Here is a 19,592-nt window from a genome sequence, read left to right as displayed (position 1 = left end):
AGTAAAACTCGTATGTCGAAGCAAGAATTCACAGAATTTGACTACAAGCCTCTACTCAAGTCTTTGACTAAAGAGCCGGGCATCTATCAAATGTACGATGGGCAGGGCAAGACTCTGTACGTTGGCAAAGCTAAGAATTTAAAAAATCGTGTATCGAGTTATTTTCGTCAAAGTGGTCTCGCACCCAAAACCGCATCGCTGGTAAGTAAAATTCAAAATGTTCAAGTCACTGTTACCCAAAGCGAAATGGAAGCACTGATACTTGAGCAGAATTTAATTAAAGCCCAACGACCGCCATACAATATTTTATTGCGCGATGATAAGTCTTACCCTTACATCTTTTTAAGCGAAGGCATCTCGCCGAGTAAACTCGAAATCGCTGAAGTAAAAGGGAATCATTATCCACGTATTAGTCTGCATCGCGGCTCTAAAAAGCGAAAAGGTCAATACTTCGGCCCTTATCCCGGCGTGGGTGCGGTGCGCGAAAGTTTAAATTTTTTACAAAAAACCTTTCGTGTTCGCCAGTGTGAAGACAGCGTGTTTCGTAATCGCAGCCGACCCTGTTTGCAATACCAAATTAATCGCTGCACCGGTCCTTGCGTTGGTTTAATTTCTGCAGAAGATTACCAAACGGATGTCCGTCATACAGAAATGTTTTTAAACGGCCGCAGCGATGAACTAATGCAAGAGCTCGCCAACGAAATGGAAACGGCAGCGGCAGCATTGGAATACGAACGCGCGGCATTGTTAAGAGATCAGATCGGCGCTTTGCGTTCAGTGCAATCGCAACAAGTAGCCGAGGCGGGCAGTGGTGAGTTGGATGTAATGGCCGTTGCGCGTTCCGGCGATAGTCTTTGCGTACACGTCCTTTATGTGCGGCAAGGTCGTATACTCGGCAGCCGTAGTTATTATTATCAAGAAAAATTACCTCATACCGACGGCGAATTTCTTGCCGCATTTTTGCCGCAATTTTATTTAAGCTCGCGCACCCGAGAAATTCCGCCGGTGATTTTATTAAGTAACGCCATCGAAGATAACGAATTACTGACGCAAGCATTAAAAACTCAGCGCGATAAAAACGTTGCCTTGATTCACCAGGTAAGGGGTCAGCGACAACAGTGGTTAGATTTGGCGATGCGCGCTGCACAAGAAAATTTGCAAAGCCATTCGCAAAGTCAACAAAGTATTTTAAAACGTTACGAAACGTTGCAAGAAGCACTCGACCTAGAAGAGATGCCCAAGCGCATGGAGTGTTTCGATATTAGTCATAGTAGTGGCGAACTTACTGTCGCTTCGTGTGTTGTCTTTGATCAAAACGGCCCTGTCAGTTCGGACTATCGACGTTTTAATATCGATGGCATAACCCCTGGCGATGACTACGCGGCAATGGAGCAAGCCATAACTCGGCGTTATGTGCGAGTGCAAAAAGGTGAGGGCGTGTTACCGGATATTTTGTTAATCGATGGCGGAAAAGGGCAACTGAATATTGCAAAGGCAGTAATGGAAGAACTCGGTATTAACGAAGTGCGATTACTCGGTGTCGCCAAAGGGACAACGCGTAAAGCTGGATTCGAAACACTGTTTTTAGATGACGCTGGCAACGCAAAAGTGATCGACAGTGATTCACCCGCTTTGCATTTAATTCAATCGATTCGCGATGAGGCACACCGCTTCGCAATTACCGGCCATAAACATCGCCGCGATCAAAAACGCAGAACCTCAACCCTGGAAGAAATCCCCGGTGTCGGAGCCAAACGTCGTCGTGAACTACTCCGCCACTTCGGGGGTTTGCAAGAAGTACAAAAAGCCAGCATCGCCGAGTTGGCAAAAGCCAAGGGAATCAGTAAAAAAATTGCGGAAGATATTTACAGCGCCCTGCACAATTAGTAAGTTGCACGGCTGATTAGCATTATTGTCAGATTCATTGGCATTTAGAGGTACGAGATTGCATGAAACATATGCCGCCAATGACGGTTGCCACCCAGCTCACCCTGTTACGCATAGCCTTAATCCCACTCTTAGTGTTCGTTTTTTATCTACCTTACTGGTGGCATTACATGCTATCAGCGGCAGTTTTTAGCGTTGCCGCCATCACCGATTGGGCCGATGGCTACATTGCCCGCAAATACGATCAGAGTACACGCTTCGGCGCTTTCCTAGATCCGGTCGCCGACAAACTCATGGTAGTCATCGCCTTAGTGCTACTCGTAGAAGAACACGCATCCCCCTGGTTCGCGGTTCCCGCGGTGGTCATCGTCGGCCGCGAGATCGTCATCTCCGCCCTCAGAGAATGGATGGCCGAACTCGGCAAACGCGCCCACATCGCCGTTTCAAATTTAGGAAAAATCAAAACCACCTTTCAAATGACCGCCATCATCGTCTTGCTCTTATTCAAACCCGTCAGCGGCTCATTCTTCACCGTACTCGGCTACATCTGCCTCTACGCCGCCGCCATCCTCACGCTCTGGTCAATGCTCATCTACCTAAAAGCCGCCTGGCCCTATTTGGTGGAAGAGGAGTAAAAAAAAGAAGAACAGCAAACAGCAAAGCCGAAATCGCCGGGATTCTGAGCGATAGCGACAACTAACCCGGCAAATAAAACACCCTTGAGCCGAAGTATCCACTTCAACAAGCCCAAGTCCAAGAAAAACCTAGGATTATCGTTCATGTTTCGCTAAAATGCCGCGCCTCAGGTTTGAGACAGCTTGCCCCTGATTGCCTAGCTAATTTGGGAAAGCGAAGAAAACAAATACATAAGAATTGCCGATTTGGCAGACGACGTGCAGGAAGCACTAGTGTCGTGGAGGACAGGAGTCCGGGAACGACGTGGTCGACCACTTCTCCAGAAATGGTTTGAACTGACGGGTACCTCGGTCTAGACAAATTAAAGAATATGGCGCGGTGGAAGACGAAGTACACAGGATGTACGAGTGTCGCGTGAGGCAGGACGCCGGCAGCGATGTGGTCCGACCACTTCTCCCAGACTACGTAAGTTATTTGAGAGCGCTGAATACCACAATTTAATATGAATATGGCGCGGTGGAAGACGAAGTACAGGATGTACAAGTGTCGCGTGAGGCAGGACGCCGGAAGCGATGTGGTCCGACCACTTCTCCCAGACTACGTAAGTTATTTGAGAGCGCTGAATACCACAATTTAATATGAATATGGCGCGGTGGCAGAGTGGTCATGCTGACGACTGCAACTCGTCCTACGCCGGTTCGATTCCGACCCGCGCCTCCATATTCAAGACTGACTTCCAGGAAGGAAGTTAGGTAAAACAAAAGGGACCAGTGCGGAAGCGCTGGCAGAAACTTCCAGTAGGGCACCAATCCTTACTATAAAAATACTTTCCTGTTAGCCCGGGTGGTGGAATTGGTAGACACAGGGGACTTAAAATCCCCCGACCTTAACAGTCGTGCCGGTTCAAGTCCGGCCCCGGGCACCATATTTCTTTTCTATCGTAGTAACCAACTTTGAAACTCAGCGATAAGACTTCGTAGGGAGAGCCGGACTATTCCAGTCGACGCATTTTATAGGCGCTACGCGCTGTTATGCCGTCGGCGCTCGAGCTGTCACTCGAGCCCAGCCCCGTGCGAGCTTCGGACCATCAACGGTTTTATCATCTCGTCCTAAAACAAAATCAAAACCCAATCGTAGATCGCTTCTTAACGTTTCCGATTATGTGAATGTCCAGTTATCGTCAGTTCAAATCCGGGGCCGGTATTGAACGGACTCCGCTTACGTTTCGATCCATCAGCCACGTTCTAAAGCTCTATCAAAATCCAATAGTAGACGTATAGTAGACACTTAAAAATTGAGTCTCATCAGAAAAGAAGATTCACGCGCCACTAAGTAAAATAGCTTATTTGCGTTTAATGATTGCTCATACATAATGGGCTAAATTCCGCGTTGAGAAATGGATTTCACTATCGAAAAAGAATTCCTTCCCAAGCTGTAACTTCGATTAAATAATTCATCTCATAAAAACCAAAATAATAAAATGAAGTTTGAATTTAGTAACAAGCTAAATATTCACTCAGGAAGTAAAATATGAAAATTAAAAATTACCAACTTGTTTTCTTTATCGTTGTTTTATTATCTGCGTGCGTATCGATTACCGAACCGGTATCTCTTGGCGAGGGAAAATATTTAATTACCCTCAACGCGAGAGGTGGGCTTAAAAGTGATGGTGAGTTATTAACTAAAACAATTGAAAGTGCTCAAGAGTTTTGCGCTCAACAAGGCAAAGAAGCCAAGATACTCGATAGAGAAAATGAGGGTGTGCAGGGTTGGACGCCGCAGAGAAATGAAATTACTTTTGAGTGTGTTGATAAATAATTAGTGGCTAAAAATGTCTACTAATAGACAAAATAAAAAATACGTCGCATGGCTAGATATAGGCACGGTGCCTATATCTGACCACGTTATCTATTAAGCTGTTATAGAGAAGGGAGTCCGAATATTGTACGTGTTTGAAAAAAATGGTTACGATTTTGTTGCAAATGACAACGAAACTGGAAACGAATACAAAGTAATTAATGATTCTAAATTGAAAACCACACGGAACCTATTTAATTGGTTTGTCGCTGACACAGGGTTTGTTTACAGGACAAAATGGGCAGGAGAGGAATATATAATCTCTCCAACCTTTGCTGGAAGCGGGTACGCTATTCGTACAAAAGATGGTGATTATATTGGCAGCGCTAAAGAATTATTTTTTTCAAAAAATATGGCAGTAAATACTCCTGATCACAATGTAAGGCTAAAGAACAATGGGGTTACTGAGTACACCTTGGTTGCTAAAGATACAATAATCGGTAGCGTCAAAACGTCGGGGGTTTTAAAAAAATACCCAATTTTAATATCACTTGAGCCTTCAATACAGCAAGTCGCATATTTATTAGTGTTCTTCGCAATACTTAAAGAAGAAGCGCTATAACAAACGCAGGCACGGGAAAATATTTCCGCTGCGCTACAAATTTTCCCGTGCTACGGGCGTTATAACTCATGAATAAAAAGATATTGGCAATTTTAATGGCTAGCTTAACGGGCTGTAGTTCTGTCTATGAAAATGCGTATAAAGGATTGATTAAGAAAGAAGATAACGAAGCAGGGTATTTCTATACTTATTGGGTTGAGCAAAAAAAATATTTGATCGATCCAAAAAGTAGCTCAGATCAGGAAATTGCTAGAGCAGACCTAGAAAAATGTAAGTTTGAGCTAGAAAATAGAGAGTTATCAAAGCATGTAAAAAACAGTTACATAGCCACCGTTGCACTTATAGATTGCATGGATGAAAAAGGTTGGAGGGCTACCTTCTCGTCGGTAACAATGCTCATGTGAGCAGTTATAACAAGGCAATCGTTCGGACTTTTATAAGCTCCGGCTTTGCCTCCACTTATAAAATCCGCACATCGCGGCGTTAGGTTTGGAGAAGAGTCAAAATGTCAAATGGCTTCGTGGAATTTCGTCAAGGGCTACCATTTTACGAAATGGTTTCTGCATTTATGGTTGCAGTAAGTTCTTGTCCCGCCATCTTCGATACAAGCAACCGAATGGGGTTTTCTGAGGGTGAGTATATTGTTTTGCCTGGCATCCTGTCAGAAGGGAAGCATATATTTCCATATGAAGTTTTTACACAAGCTCAGCAAGGAAACATTTCGCAAGGGAGATTCGTTAAGTCGTGTTGCATGATGTTAACGAATACCGCCTACGAATCCGTTAAAGAATTGAATGATAAATCACCAGAATTTGAATTTTTCCGCCACCTAAGGAATGCGAGTTCACATCAAAACAAGTTTTCATTTTCTACACGAGAACCCATGCGTGAATCGAGTTGGCGAGGTGCGATTATTGAGCATTCCACGAAGGGGGCCGATAATCCGCTGAATGGGCAAGAATGCTTTGGTGCCTTTATCGGTATGGCAGAACTTTTAGATTTACTAAAAGATATAGAGGCTAAAATTGCAACCTAACAAAACCATCATGTCGCCGCTAAAAAACGCGGCTGGGACCTCCGTAAATTATGGCCTTGAAAAGCAGGCCATAATTTACTTCGGCCCATATGGTGGCGTTATGCATGATAAATCACAGGACCGAATGTGAATTTAATACCTGAAATATCAGAATGGATATCTACGAGCCAGGATCTAAAAATGTCTCAAGTAGTGGAAGATCATTTGTCACTCACTAAATTTTTACGATCTTGTGAGTCTCCAATGGAACAAAAATTTTTTGCGGGATTGTTTGAGTATTTTCCTGGTTATCCATGTGATTGGAATGGCGCACATATTCTATCAAGAAATTGGTGCGAACCGCATTGCCTTGGATTTGATCTAAGAACATACCCCCAGCGTGAACTGAAAGTTTATGCTCGTGGCATAAAAAACGATAAAAATTTTAAAAATTATCGAGCTGATTTTTTGCTTGTGCTAACACGCTGGAACCACGAAACTGGCCAGACAGATACTATTGAAGAGATGGTCGTAGAAGTAGACGGACATGATTATCACGAAAGAACGAAAGAGCAAGCAAAAAGAGACCGATCTAGAGATCGATCAATGACAGCCTCAGGATTGACAGTTTTTAGGTTCACAGGATCTGAATTGTTTAATCAGATGGAGGAATCTATTGCAGAAATACATGTGCATCTAATAGGTAAAGTATGGCAATACGTAGACGCAAAGGGTTTAAAATTTTACTAGGTACAACAAATGCATAACAAGCGCAGCAACCTGAAACAGCAAGCAAAAATCATGGGGTCAGAGTAATTGATTTTCAAATCTAAACGTCGCGCTCCCCGAATCAATCCTTATCATGGGTGTCCTATTAAAATTCCGGTGGTCCAGTAATTCAAAGGGTTTTAAAGCGTATAAAAAATAAGAGATTAAAAAATTAATTGGGGTCAGATAAGAATTAAGCCCCAAAATAATCAAACGATAACAACCTAACTATGAGAGATATCATTAAAGTCGCCGAAGAATTGCGTGAGCAATACACCGGCAAATTACCACCGGTGCAACAGTGGAATCCTGAATTGTCTGGCACCATGGACATGGTGATTGATCGACAGGGAAAATGGTTTCACAACGGTGAAGAAATCCTACGGCTGTCGCTAGTGAAATTGTTTTCGACCATTTTAAAACGTGAAGGTGATGATTATTTTTTATTAACTCCCGTCGAAAAATGGAAAATCACTGTCGAAGACGCCCCCTTTGTTGTAGTTAAATGTGAAGTTAAACACAGCGACGAGACTCAATCATCAGGCCCTAACGACGATCAACAACTACTGTGTCTCACAACTCTGACTGACGATTTTATTGTCGTCGACAAAGAACACCCTCTCTGGGTCGAAGGAGATAGCAAGGGAGAACCAAGCCCCTATGTCATGGTACGCGACAATATGCCCGCCATCATCAGTCGCAATGTTTATTATCAGTTGGTGGATTTGGCCTTATCAGGTGCGAATCAAAATGAAAGCGCGGACGAAGTATTTGTTTACAGCGCCGGAGAAAAGTTTTCGTTAAACTCTAAACAATTGGGGTAAGACTAGAGAGATTTGTTTTAAAGCAAGATGATCAACTTTAAATCCCTCCGGCCCCTTCTTTACATTCCTTCTTTATCATTATTGATGTTGTAAAGCAGGCTTCCATTTTGATTTTCTACATAACTTGGAAAAACCATGAGAAAACATATTATTTTTATCGTAGTTTCATTAAGTTTAGTTTTTTCGAATTACTTACAAGCCTTACCAGATTGGCTTGAATCCAAAAAAGGAGAGTTGTTTGAGCAATGGTGGATATCAAAGAATAACAACTTAGCTTGGACCTACGCAGTCGTTAAAGAAAACGCTCCAGAAAGCGTTCTTATGGTTAGATGTATTCGGCCTCCCGGCACGCCTAAACCCCTAGTTGATATAGCCCTTTCATTTGACAAACCACTGTCAGAAAAAGCTGAGTATAAGTTTTTCTTGCTGGCCGACGGCTATGAATTGGAGATATCTGGCGGTGATTTGTCTGCGCGCTTAGTTAAACCAACTGAACTGGGTTTGAATATGTTAGTCCGTGCGCCATTAGAAAGAGGAATCTCTATGCTGACCGGCAAAGACGAAGGTGAAACCTTTATCTATCTTTATTCATTGGATGGCGCTAGGGAAGCAGTTACGACCATGCTCGAAAGGTGTGGAGCATTAAAAATTAGTAAATGATGTATAACTAGTAAAGCAAGCAAGGCAAAAAATAGCTGTACTCACCGTCGTTTTTATGTGCATAAGACCCGGTGATTATCTCGTGCTATTCATGCAATTTTTCTGTTTTCGGAGATATAAATGTTAGATCTTACTAAAAAGTTTATTGCGATCGGGTGTTTGTTAGCATTAGCCAGCTATGCTAATTGCAATCCGATATTGTGTAAACAATACGTAGATAATGAACAGTTCGAGAAGGCATACCAATATTGTTTGGATGCTGTAAAACAAGGTGATGCTAGATCACAATATTATCTGGGTGTTGTGTATTCTAATGAAAAAAGTAGTCATTATGATCTTGAGGAAGCGGCCGATTTAATTGTCCAATCGGCAGAGCAAGATTATATGTTGGCGCAATATCGCTTAGGAGAAATTTATAGAACTGGTAAAGGAGTTCCACAAGATTATGAGAAGTCCGCATATTGGTATCGAAAGGCAGCCAATAAACAAGATGGACTTTCACAATATAAATTAGCAAATTTATATTCCGATGGTTTAGGTGTGGAAAAGGATCTTCAAAAAGCTCTGAATTATTATTCCCTCGCTGCTGAGCAAGGTGTAAGTGAAGCTCAACATAATTTGGGAGTTTTTTATGATGAAGGGAGGCATGTTAAACAGGATTACGAAAAATCGGTTTATTGGTATTCAAAAGCAGCGGCGCAAGGATTTGCCGAATCACAGAATAACCTAGGCGGGATGTATAGTAATGGGCTCGGAGTTGATCAAGATCCTGTCAAAGCTGTTTATTGGTATCAACAGGCAGCAAACCAAGGGAATGATCAAGCACAATATAATCTCGCACTTAGATTCTATAACGGAGTAGGAGCACCTAAGGATCTTAATACAGCTATTTCTTGGTTCACTAAGGCTGCCGAGCAAGGTTTTGTAGTCGCACAATATAATCTAGGCACTATCTACATTGCTGAAGAAAAAAATATTGAACAATCCCTCTATTGGTTCAGGAAGGCTGCGGACCAGGATTATCCTATGGCCTTATTCTATTTGGGAAGTATTTATTCAAAAGGCTTGGGTGTTCCCACTGATATAAAGGCCGCTGTCGACTATTTTAGTAAAGCTGCCGATTTAGGCGAGCCAAATTCCCAACACACATTGGGGAATATTTTAATTCGGGGTGCACGGGTAGAGAAAAATTCCTCAAGAGCATTCCAACTTTTTACTGACGCGGCTAATCAGGAATTTGGTCCTGCGCAAAATAGCCTCGGTGTTATGTATATGTTGGGAGACGGAATACCGAAAGACGAAGAAAAAGCTGTTTTCTGGTTTTCAAAATCTGCGAAAAACGGTGACTCCCAAGGTCAATATAGCTTAGGTAGTACTTATATCAGAAAGAAAAAGGTTAGCGCGGAAGACGCAATAACTGCGTACGCATGGATAAACTGCTCGATCAAATCTGGGAACATCGCTGGTGTGGCTCTCAGAGATAAGATCCAAGCGGTTATGACACAGAGTCAGCTATTGCGTGCAACTGAACTTTCAGATGAGCTATTCGAAAAGTATTCTTTGGCGAAACAGTGAATAGATAGGGTCGAAACAACTGGGGTCAGATAAGACTTAAACCTTTTACTTGTTTAAATTAAAGGTGGCAGAGGATTTTTATTTTGATCAGTTGTGCAAAGTGTATGCGGAGTTTGTATGAAGACGGTGTCTAGCGGAGCATTAGTTTGTATGGCGATATTGCTTTTTTCTTGTTCTAAAACCAATTCATGTGTCGCAACGGGTGAGAATTTGTTTGAAAATTTAGAAAAGGTTAAAGAGATGGTGTCGCAGTCTGGGCTTCCTACCACTGATCAAGAAGCTGCTTTCATTGTTGGAGCGGCGAGGGCAGTGAGCCAGCTCGAGAAAACGCCTGTAGAAATATGCTTACGCTCCAAAAATTCTGGGGAAACTGAATTCCAAGTAGTATCCACATCGGGGCTTGTGTTAGAGGGATGGAGAACGGTGGACTCACTTTAACATTCAAAGGCCAGAGTCGTGACTCTGGCTCTTTCTATCTCCTGAATAAATCTAAATTTTCGAAAATGAGTGATAAAAATGTATAAAAAAATACTCTTGTCGATGTTCGTTGTCAGTACCTCCGGTTGCAGCTTAATTTCCGCTCATAGGGCAAATCACTCACTTGATCAAATTGAAGCTTTGGGATCGGGAAAGTTCGAATCTCAACAAGCGTTTATTGATTACCTTAAATATACGCAATCGATTAATAAATATATCGATTACAAGCGTGGTGCTAATTCTAATTGTCGTGGTAGCAATTGCATCGAAGAAATTGTTGTAACCGGAAGTATGATCAGCAACCCTGTAATCACTAACAATCAAGAAGCGGGTGTTGATGAAGGAGATATCGTAAAGGTTATCGGCGATTACTTGGTTATTCTTAGGCAAGGAAAACTATTTTCTGTGCGATACGGGGAGGGGGCGTTAACACCAGTCGACTCGATACCCGTTATTAAAGAAGGTTGGGAGCATGACGCCTGGATTGATGAGTTACTTGTTTACAACAATACAATTGTGGTTATTGGGTACGCCTATGAGGGAGTGAGTGATTCGGATAACGTTGAGTTAAACATTCTGAGTATTAATGAGGACGGCGTATTTACTCACGAAAACGCCTATATTATCCAAGCAGGCGATTATTTTTCTGGGAATGACTATGCCTCTCGCATTGTTGATGGCAAGTTGATTTTTAATTTTCCAATTTCATTTGAAGACTTTGAATTTGGTACTTTAGATGACTCACGACAACTACAGTTCGCACGTATTGGTCATTTGCCGGACACGCCTGAGAAAGCAATTACTTGGCAACGTTTGCTGGATAGTAAGGATATTTTTAAACCAGTGGAAATCGTTATTTATCCAAACTTGCATGTATACGTAAAATGCGATTTGGATAGTTCGAAGCTAAATCAATGCACATCCAGTGGTGTGATCTCGACACAGTACAGCATTTCAAGTTACGTCACTACACAAGCAATTTACTTTACTACCGCATCTCTGAAAAAGCCTTACATTATCGACGCAGAATTCGACTGGTCGCTGGAAGCAGACGACAATAACTATCAATACAATTTGCACAAAATCGACCTGGAAACAATGAGTCAATCCGCAATCCCTATAAACGGCTCACCTTTTAATCGGTTTTCTTTCTATGAAAAAGGAAATACCTTTTATCTTGTAACTTCAAAAAACTATGATGACGATGAAAGTTTTGATATTTTTTTGAACACCGTTGAGCAAAGCGACTTTCAAATTCCCAGTTATATACCGAATCCACAATTACTTGGGAATTACAATGGTGAACGTTGGCTTGAAACGCGATTTGTTGGCGATTGGTTGGCAGTAGGTGATTCGGCCAGTTTTTGGGAATCAAAAAATCCTAACTCACCGACTCTGACGCTATATGAAATTGAATCACTCCAATCTTATCAAATCGGATTGGAGCACTCCGCGGAACGAATGGAACCTTTAAATGATTCTCTACTGGTAATGGGTTACAGTGGCGATGAACAATTCCACGGGTCGGTTGTAACATTGGGTAATTCACCTCAGTTGCTCGCGACACATTATTTCGAAGGTGTTGTTGAGGGTGAAAATCGCAGTCATGCATTTAATTCTACGAGTTTGCCCAACGGCTCTGATCTCTTTGGATTTACAACATTGAAACTGGACTCGACATCTAGTTCCAGTTTTTACTACGACGATCAGCCCTCCGATATATATTTTGTTGAAGTTCTCAATGATGACAGCATTCGACCAGCAGGTATTTTTGAATCTAAACAAAATGCTGAAGAGGTCGATGGTGATTGCACCGTGTCTTGTATTGATTGGTACGGAAATACAAGGCCATTTTTTTTAGAAGGAAAAATCTACGGACTAACTGGGTACGAGTTGATCAAAGGAGAATATTTTCAGGGTGAGATCCGAGAAAATTCTAGAGTAGACTATCGATTAACGCGATAAAGAAAACAGACGAACCAGCTCAGCGAAAATTAGTTTAAATAATCAGTTCGTCTCAGCTAGTCGATTTTTAAATCAACCATCAATCCCAATCTTCTCACTCATTCACAACCCGACAATGAATAACGTTCAATCGTCGTGTCGGTGATTGTTCCAGGTTTTTTTACCTTGATGCAGAGCTGATATTGGTTTTCAATTAGCCAGTGTTTTAAAGCGATCGGCAGCGAGTATGCGACGATAGTAATGACAAGGAATTGGATAACGATAGCGAGTGAGGCGTGGCGAGTGTTTAAAGAGCTGTGTTCTTGTAAGCCTTTTCGTTGGATTAGATAGAAGGTAAAAAATACCGACATAAGCCAAAGATAAAAAATACCGCTGTCGATAACCACGATTTCTCTACTATTTTTGATGGCTTTAAATATTGTCCACAATTCCCAAAACGGCCAAAGCGTTAAGGGAATTGCGATAATGACTAAAAAAATAAATATTTTTTGAGCAGTTTTTGGAGACATGTAGTCGCTATTAGTTGATTACAATCAGTAACTTGGGCTTCCCCAGCATGGTGCGAATAAGCACTGGAGCATTTGTGGATTGCGCTCATAATAATTTAAATGACGATTAACTTCATATTTTATTTGCGCGAGATCCATGCCGATTTGCTTGTAGCCCTCGATCAAGGCCGCCGTTGCGCCAAATCGTTTGTCAATCTTGTCTAACACAATCCCAGTAACAACGCCTACGGCTATGGCTGCTATTAGTGGTGCAGCAGCAACCGAGCCTAATACCGCAGCACTTCCAACTGCCATGCCAGCGGCTAAACCTGCTACGGAGCTTAAACCAATTTTGATAAAGTCAGCGCTTAAGTTACCGAGTAGTTCGGCGAGGCTGGCTTCGTCTTTTAGTACGTAATCTAATATTTCAATAGATGCGGAAAGCACGAAGGTTACAACAAAGCCGACTTTTACTGATTTGGCAATCCCTTTCGGACCAATTGCCATGCGAACAACTTTCGGGTTTGAGCTTAAATAGCGGGTTCCTTGCAGTATTTCTCGCTTGCCCGCGTAGCCTTTTAGGATGATGTATTGTTTGCCTGCGTAAGTTTTTACCAGGACCTTGTTCGCATCGAATCCAAGCTCTTTGATTATTTTAGTTGCCTTGGCGCTGTCCATAATCGGTGTTACCGATCCAGCGCCAATCTGCGCGAGATTTTTTACGGCTTCCCATTCGTTGAACAGATCTTTTGCCGGAATAACTTGCATGACTTGCTCGTTATCCGATAACTCCTGAACTAATTTATCTTCTAGGTTCATTTTTCAACACTCCCTTTGTTATTGACAAAAAATATTACGATCACTTTGTTTAAAATAATGATTAGCTAATTCGCTATTTTTTTCTAAATAAATTCCCCGACAATAAAACAAGCCCAAATTTAAGTTTGCTTGATCGCTGCCGTTTTTCGCTGCTTGTTCATACCATCGAATTGCTTGCTCTACATCTTGATTGAGCCATTGGCCTTTTTCATATTGGAGGCCGAGTTGTAATTGAGCGAGCGGGTCATTTAGGTTCGCGCGCTTTTGAAGTGCTTCAATAAGTTTTACTTCCGGAAGTGGTGACTCTACTTCAGTATCTTCGATGTTTAGTGCGTCTAAACTAGGCGGTAGGGCGGTTAGCAATTCGCTTTGGTGGTACCAGGCAAGTGCTGAGACTAAATCTTTTTCAACAAAGGTACCGTTCTCATACATTTGTGCCAGTTGAAACATGGCACCAGAGTGGTTTTTCTCGACAGCCGTAGTGAAAAGTTGGAATGCAATATCAAGCAATTCGCCGTGGCGAACTAACAACATCGCGGAATAATAAGCGGCTTCAGGTTCGTTAAAAGTATCGGGGGAGGAGGCTAGCGCTTTGACTTTTTCAAGATCGTTATTATAGAAAGCTTCTCGTGCTCGCTCGCTGAGTAAAGATGGGAGTTGGGTTATTTCAGTTGAGTCGGAAAAACTTCGTATCGACAGAATCGCTAGAACTAACAGTAATGGTAATTGGCATATTCCGTGCCTGAGCTTGATCATTTGCATCCATTTCTACGGTCGTTAGCCTCAGTAGGCCACTTTATATTGTTGTCGGCTTAAATAGTTGTCTGTTTAAAATACCGTTCACGATTGTAGAACATAATCGTTTTACGAAGGGACGGTAGAGCAAATTATCATAGTTTAGAACCGCATGGTATGAATCTAGTCACATTAAAGCGGTCAGATTTTTAGAATTATCTACTTGAGATAGATTTTCAGAGGAATGGATTAAAATTTGAGCGGTATTAAGCCGGGTTAGGTGTTGAACTTAGCGGCTAAAGCACGCAAAATCTGTCTACTCGGGTTCTGCTCAATATAAAAATAACATCGGCGTACGATAATGAAAAACTCCTTTCTTGTTCAAGGTAAATATTACCGAGTCGATGTTGTATGAAAATAGTGATTTTTACTTTTTATCTAACTGCTGCCATTCCTAATGGATAATGATGAAGCCAAGTTAATCGATTTGGTGTTTCATGCGTTTTGCTTCAGCATGATAATTATTTTGATAAAGAAGTGGTTAACTAATCTTATCAAAATAAAAGGGATATATTTATTTCTCGCAGTAAAGTAATGATCTTCTAAGTTCTGTTTCTTGTGCCTTATATTAAAAACGATATTTCTTAGGCATATTTTTAATTATCAGTTAAAAAATGAGGTTAGCTCTATGAGTCAGTATAAAAATATAGTAGTAGCTTTGGATGTTAGTGAGGAGTCAAAACAGGTTTTGCAGCACGCAGTGGAACTTGCTGGCGGTGGAAGCCTACATCTGGTTTATGTTTTACGCCCATTAACTACCTATTATGGTAGTGAGATTGGAGTAAATTTTTCTTCACTCCAACAAGAATTACAAAAAGAAGCTGAACTTATGCTCGAGAAAATTGGTGGCGCCGAAAATATTCCCGCCGACCATCTACACACCTTAATCGGAAAACCTTCTACCGAAATAAAGAGACTGGCGGAAGAGCTAAAAGCTGATTTAATTGTCATCGGCACTCATGGCCAACATGGTCTGGGTTTAATACTGGGGTCAACAGCTAACGGTGTATTACATGGTGCAAGTTGCGATGTATTAGCCGTCAAAATCAAAAAGTCTTGATTAGCTAGATTCTTTTTCGCGGACTGGTCTACGTTCTAAAATAAAAAAGCCTCGGCGAATAATGAGAGCATTCCTTAGTTGTTTAACATAGCCAAAAATAACTGGAGCTATAGGAATCTATGGGGCGGGGTAATTAAGCTATTAAGTTGAGCTAACTAATTTTTTTTTAAATAGTTACATTAACTTACTAAGGTTGCGAGTAATGGTTGGTTTTTACAGAGTTTTAATCGTTCCATTTATATTTGTTTTGGCATCTTGTACTTTTACGGGCAACTTAGACCTTGTTAAAAATGGTGTCATCAACGACGAATTAGGTCCGAATCAAGGCTATTTGGTTCTATACAAGCACGAAAGAGGTTTCGCAAACGCCCTTAAGGTACCTGTCATACTTGATCAAAAATTTGTGGGTGAGATTGGGGTCAAGACTTACATAAAGATTCCTATAGACTCTGGAAGTCATAGTTTATTGTCGTTTAACAAGTACCAAGAAGTAACTCAGGATTTTGTAATGTCTCCAGGGGAAACGATTTATTTTCGCAGTGAATTGCCAGGATCATACGATTTCACGCAAAACCCAAATTTTTCAAAGGTTGATCAATTGGTTGGCGCTGAACAAGTGAATAGTTTGCGTCGAATCGGCACTGGAGAATATGCTTCCTTCAAATATTACAAGAAAGCACAGTCCGTACCGGACGGAAAAGCTATTCTCTATATCTACCGTCCCTTAGTCGATACAAACTTCGTTCTAGAATCTTATACGCCTCGGCTTAAAATCGATGGTCGAGAGGTAGGACAAGTTTCCGCGGGAACATTTTTAGAGCTGATACTTGATCCCGGTACGCACAGGGCCGAGTATTTAAGTAGGGATTTAGTGCTTTCGATAGACTTGTTAGAAAACAGTATTAATTATTTGAAGGCAGATAAAACGAATATAGCTGCAAATACAGTTCGTTGGGATTTAGAATTTTTTGGAACGCTAGAACCTCACCCTGAAATTTTGCCGACGATACTGCTTGAACAAGACTAGCGTGGTTAATCTAGTGACTTTATTTGGTTATATTGGCGGATGAAAGGATTAACAATTGCTGCACTTATACTGAAAGACAATAATCAAAAGTCAGCATATTTAAAACCATAACATTATAAATATTTTTAGGGGCATAGTTGTATGAGATTTCCGAAGATTCCAATCGGTCGATTCGTCATTTTGTTTGTATTCATTTCGTATGCATTACCGGCTAACTCAGCCGAGTCGGTCAACGCAGAACGATGGTCGCAACGTTACGCGATCGTGATGTCATCTGCACCACATCAACTAATTCCGATTTATGAGGATATTCTGGCGGACATAGAAAGTCAGGATGTTGAATTCCTGGATCTGTTGGCGAATAAACTCGTAGTATCGATCGATGATGACGATAAATACGCGAAGCAAGCGAATGCTGTAGTGATGAGGGTATTATTCGCGAGTAAAAACAAACGCTATTACACCTTACTGAAGGATTTAGATGTCTCTGTGAGGGACTCCAAGTTTTATAGAAGCCGCGACAAATACTTAAAAGCGGCTAGAAGAGATTCGGGGGAACAATTTGTAGCCGGTGGTGTTGATTTTGAAGAGTTAAAAAACCAATACATTCGATCTGCTCTTGAAAGCGATATTAAATTTTCTGGCCCCGAGTCTTCGCTCGAAGCATTAAAACCTGAACATTCGATTCAAGATATGTTTGATATGTTCGGTGTGCCACAACATATGATCAGTGGAAATCGTCGTTTTACCAATGGCATCGCTTCGGTAAAAATTAAGCGCCTCAGTTATTACTATAAAGGGCAGGGGCGAGTAGTGTTTGATTATAGAAGACGACAAGGGTGGCTGTTGTATAGTGTGTCTAGTGAGCCTCTAGCATTTGAAGAAGTTATGCCTTATCGAGAAAATGCCGATGGCAACAATGTGGCCAGCGATTACGGACTTCACATGGCTATGCTGTTAAGTGATCGCCCATTCGCAATTAGGCGGGCCGCAGAAATTTATGCTTATGGCGAAGAGGTAAAAACTGAAATGCTTGATCTCGCAGCCGAGAAGCTCATTAATCATTACCAAGATGGCGACGATTCTGAGTTTATAGATGCTTATTCATGGTTGTGTAAATGGTTGGCACAACGAGGAGGGCCACGCTACCAAGCGATTTTGGCAGAGGTGGCAAGCAATAGTAATAACGCGAAGCTTGTAAAATACGCACAAACTGAAATCGAGAATTTGGAAGAAATGCCAGAAGGTACTTACGTAAAAGGCGCTATTTCTTTAAACCACCTTATGGAAAAATATCCTTCACCTTATTCGATTTGAGGTGTTTAGATCGATCGCTAAAACAAAGTTATTCAGTAAGTAATTGTTAGTGTTGCTAATGCGGCTATTCCAGGCCATTTGTATTCGTTTATGTATGACGAATAAAAATTGGATTAGGGTAAATTTTTACGTCCGGATGGTATTAATCCGTGGCCCTGAATGTCAGGACTGATTTTTGGCTCGCTAAACCACTTGTTTTAAAATTTTTCCATTAAAAGATTGTGCCATCACGTTCTGTTTTATCGTTGTTGAAGACGTCCGAGAATTATAACTTACTTGACTAATTTGTTTTCCCGCTAATTTTAAATACGATTCAACTACTAGATTATGCGGTTTATTTCCCCAGTCTTCACCAATTACGAAGATATCAGCGTTCAATGCTTTACAACCGGAAACGTATTCGAGCTCGTTGTAGGGGCGCACGATATCAACACAACGCAATGCACTTAGCATTTCCATCCGCTGCTCTAGAGGGATGACGGGCACGTTGGGCTTGTAAGAATTTACCACATGATCAGAAGCAACCCCCACTGCCAAGACACTGCCTAAAGACTTGCAGTATTTTAACAAAGCGAGATGCCCGACATGTAACAAATCAAATGTGCCTACAGTATATACAATCATATTTGGTTAATTCCTTAAGAATGATTATTAGCATGACGCGTAAAAAAAATCCGCTATACGATCTTCCAGAGATAGATTCCGCTTATCCCAAAGGTGTACAACGCAAGAAGAAAAACATTGCGTGAATTGCCGGAAAGCTTTGGCGTTTTAATTTGAGAAACGTTAAGAATTGCCAGCGCAATAACACTGATGTAAAGAGCTACAGAAAATGTTTGATCGCTAAAAGTACTTTCAAACAGAAATATAAAAACAAGAATAATACTGTTGTTGTCTAGTGCCAAACCGGTGTATTTCGATTCATCGGATAAACCGAATGTACTGAAATAACTTAAGCGGATTGCAGCGGCCGCTATAACTATAAAAGCGATTGGCAATAATATCGGCTCAAAATTGCCATAGCTTAATAATAGAATTGCCGGAGTAACTCCATAGCTCACAATATCAATAACTAGATCAAGTTGGCCGCCAAAAACACTGTCGTTACCCGTACGGTCTTTCATTCTTCTCGCGACAAGACCATCTGCCCAGTCAAAAGCTACCGCCCAAATCATCCCGATCATAGCCGCGTAAAAAACACCAGTGAGACTAAAATAAATTGCTAGCGTTGTGCAGGCCAAGCCAGAGAGCGAGCAGATATTGGGTAAATCTTTCACATGGGAAATAATTGTGGGCTCTGCTTCTTCATGTGCTAGGGACATAGCGATCCTACAGATTCAATGGCTAATATAATGTTCGTCAAAAACCCGAACGCAGCTGTACGCTACCCAAAGGAGAAGGGCTACGTAGACGTAGGACTAATCTCATCGTCAGAGAGAAGTGCAGATATTCGATAGCGTGAATTCACATTGTTGGCTTGCTAGCAAACAATTTGGCATAAGGAGGATAGAGGCGTGGTAAGCCAGTAGGCTCGATACAGAGAACGACTAAGCGGGGCACTATACGCTCTATTTGCTTAGTAAGACAGCGATTTAAAAACATAAGTGTAATGAATGTGCTCGTCGGTTACCGGTAGAGTATGGGTTGAAAGGTAAGTTGCTTGGATATTTTTTATGGAAACTAGGCCCAAATGTTGAATGTCAATTAATTTATTTTCTCTTACCTTCAAATCTAGAAACTATTATTCAAAGCAGTCCGCTGGCTGACTAATTTGTTTAGATTGACTGTTAGGCTTTTAACATTTTGGTCTAAAGGACAAAAGATATGTATTTATTTGATCCCTGCCATTGTGTCTTGTGA

Annotated in this window: 20 protein-coding genes and 2 tRNA genes; 17 read left to right on the top strand and 5 right to left on the bottom strand. The window is 41.5% G+C overall.

Annotation, left to right across the window (positions count from 1 at the left end):
- The first annotated feature begins 12 nt into the window (after nucleotides 1–12).
- From uvrC to ACYUCY_RS06965, 14 genes are all read left to right on the top strand, one after another.
- Nucleotides 13–1,887, top strand: coding sequence for an excinuclease ABC subunit UvrC (gene uvrC / locus ACYUCY_RS07030; RefSeq protein WP_460225760.1), 1,875 nt, complete (start codon nucleotides 13–15; stop codon nucleotides 1,885–1,887).
- A gap of 80 nt (nucleotides 1,888–1,967) precedes the next feature.
- Nucleotides 1,968–2,522 carry a CDP-diacylglycerol--glycerol-3-phosphate 3-phosphatidyltransferase gene (gene pgsA, locus ACYUCY_RS07025; protein WP_460226222.1) on the top strand — a complete coding sequence of 185 codons (555 nt, stop codon included), beginning with the start codon at nucleotides 1,968–1,970 and terminating at the stop codon, nucleotides 2,520–2,522.
- A 647-nt stretch (nucleotides 2,523–3,169) separates the two neighbouring features.
- Nucleotides 3,170–3,243: transfer RNA gene (locus ACYUCY_RS07020), tRNA-Cys, on the top strand.
- Between the two features lie 117 nt (nucleotides 3,244–3,360).
- Nucleotides 3,361–3,448, top strand: a tRNA-Leu gene (locus ACYUCY_RS07015).
- A 605-nt stretch (nucleotides 3,449–4,053) separates the two neighbouring features.
- Nucleotides 4,054–4,341 carry a hypothetical protein gene (locus ACYUCY_RS07010; RefSeq protein WP_460225759.1) on the top strand — a complete coding sequence of 96 codons (288 nt, stop codon included), beginning with the start codon at nucleotides 4,054–4,056 and terminating at the stop codon, nucleotides 4,339–4,341.
- A 130-nt stretch (nucleotides 4,342–4,471) separates the two neighbouring features.
- The gene (locus ACYUCY_RS07005; protein WP_460225758.1) at nucleotides 4,472–4,942 is read left to right on the top strand and encodes a hypothetical protein; all 471 of its coding nucleotides are present in this window, start codon (nucleotides 4,472–4,474) and stop codon (nucleotides 4,940–4,942) included.
- Nucleotides 4,943–5,010: 68 nt separating this feature from the next.
- Entirely contained in the window at nucleotides 5,011–5,346 is a 336-nt protein-coding gene (locus ACYUCY_RS07000) for a hypothetical protein (RefSeq protein WP_460225757.1), read from the top strand.
- 101 nt (nucleotides 5,347–5,447) lie between these two features.
- Complete coding sequence (locus tag ACYUCY_RS06995) at nucleotides 5,448–5,978, top strand: hypothetical protein (protein ID WP_460225756.1); 531 nt, start codon at nucleotides 5,448–5,450, stop codon at nucleotides 5,976–5,978.
- A gap of 180 nt (nucleotides 5,979–6,158) precedes the next feature.
- Nucleotides 6,159–6,707: a DUF559 domain-containing protein gene (locus ACYUCY_RS06990; protein ID WP_460225755.1), complete on the top strand. Its 549-nt coding sequence runs from the start codon at nucleotides 6,159–6,161 to the stop codon at nucleotides 6,705–6,707.
- Nucleotides 6,708–6,955: 248 nt separating this feature from the next.
- Entirely contained in the window at nucleotides 6,956–7,549 is a 594-nt protein-coding gene (locus ACYUCY_RS06985) for a DUF1285 domain-containing protein (RefSeq protein ID WP_460225754.1), read from the top strand.
- 135 nt (nucleotides 7,550–7,684) lie between these two features.
- Complete coding sequence (locus ACYUCY_RS06980) at nucleotides 7,685–8,209, top strand: hypothetical protein (protein ID WP_460225753.1); 525 nt, start codon at nucleotides 7,685–7,687, stop codon at nucleotides 8,207–8,209.
- A 120-nt stretch (nucleotides 8,210–8,329) separates the two neighbouring features.
- Complete coding sequence (locus tag ACYUCY_RS06975) at nucleotides 8,330–9,784, top strand: tetratricopeptide repeat protein (RefSeq protein WP_460225752.1); 1,455 nt, start codon at nucleotides 8,330–8,332, stop codon at nucleotides 9,782–9,784.
- A gap of 117 nt (nucleotides 9,785–9,901) precedes the next feature.
- Nucleotides 9,902–10,222, top strand: coding sequence for a hypothetical protein (locus tag ACYUCY_RS06970; protein ID WP_460225751.1), 321 nt, complete (start codon nucleotides 9,902–9,904; stop codon nucleotides 10,220–10,222).
- 78 nt (nucleotides 10,223–10,300) lie between these two features.
- A complete protein-coding gene (locus ACYUCY_RS06965; protein ID WP_460225750.1) occupies nucleotides 10,301–12,226 on the top strand; it encodes a beta-propeller domain-containing protein in 1,926 nt (641 codons plus the stop codon).
- 98 nt (nucleotides 12,227–12,324) lie between these two features.
- Here the strand turns inward: ACYUCY_RS06965 and ACYUCY_RS06960 are convergent, their stop codons facing one another.
- The 3 genes from ACYUCY_RS06960 to ACYUCY_RS06950 are packed head-to-tail and all read right to left on the bottom strand — an operon-like array spanning nucleotide 12,325 to nucleotide 14,289.
- Nucleotides 12,325–12,735, bottom strand: coding sequence for a hypothetical protein (locus ACYUCY_RS06960; protein ID WP_460225749.1), 411 nt, complete (start codon nucleotides 12,733–12,735; stop codon nucleotides 12,325–12,327).
- 24 nt (nucleotides 12,736–12,759) lie between these two features.
- On the bottom strand, nucleotides 12,760–13,533 hold the full coding sequence (locus ACYUCY_RS06955; RefSeq protein ID WP_460225748.1) for a hypothetical protein: 774 nt from the start codon (nucleotides 13,531–13,533) through the stop codon (nucleotides 12,760–12,762).
- Between the two features lie 18 nt (nucleotides 13,534–13,551).
- Entirely contained in the window at nucleotides 13,552–14,289 is a 738-nt protein-coding gene (locus ACYUCY_RS06950; RefSeq protein WP_460225747.1) for a tetratricopeptide repeat protein, read from the bottom strand.
- 667 nt (nucleotides 14,290–14,956) lie between these two features.
- Here ACYUCY_RS06950 and ACYUCY_RS06945 point away from each other — a divergent pair.
- From ACYUCY_RS06945 to ACYUCY_RS06935, 3 genes are all read left to right on the top strand, one after another.
- A complete protein-coding gene (locus tag ACYUCY_RS06945) occupies nucleotides 14,957–15,388 on the top strand; it encodes a universal stress protein (protein ID WP_460225746.1) in 432 nt (143 codons plus the stop codon).
- A gap of 202 nt (nucleotides 15,389–15,590) precedes the next feature.
- Nucleotides 15,591–16,415 (top strand): hypothetical protein, encoded by an 825-nt coding sequence (locus tag ACYUCY_RS06940; RefSeq protein ID WP_460225745.1) that lies wholly within the window; start codon nucleotides 15,591–15,593, stop codon nucleotides 16,413–16,415.
- A gap of 141 nt (nucleotides 16,416–16,556) precedes the next feature.
- Nucleotides 16,557–17,732, top strand: a complete 1,176-nt coding sequence (locus ACYUCY_RS06935) for a hypothetical protein (protein WP_460225744.1) — start codon at nucleotides 16,557–16,559, stop codon at nucleotides 17,730–17,732.
- Between the two features lie 183 nt (nucleotides 17,733–17,915).
- Here the strand turns inward: ACYUCY_RS06935 and ACYUCY_RS06930 are convergent, their stop codons facing one another.
- Nucleotides 17,916–18,356, bottom strand: a complete 441-nt coding sequence (locus ACYUCY_RS06930) for an adenylyltransferase/cytidyltransferase family protein (protein ID WP_460225743.1) — start codon at nucleotides 18,354–18,356, stop codon at nucleotides 17,916–17,918.
- A 53-nt stretch (nucleotides 18,357–18,409) separates the two neighbouring features.
- On the bottom strand, nucleotides 18,410–19,054 hold the full coding sequence (locus tag ACYUCY_RS06925) for a CDP-alcohol phosphatidyltransferase family protein (protein WP_460225742.1): 645 nt from the start codon (nucleotides 19,052–19,054) through the stop codon (nucleotides 18,410–18,412).
- Nucleotides 19,055–19,592: the final 538 nt, after the last annotated feature.

The sequence above is a fragment of the Aurantivibrio infirmus genome, from assembly GCF_054767315.1.
Note: the sequence above shows the minus strand (reverse complement) of the source record. Positions and strands in the feature narration are given on the sequence as shown.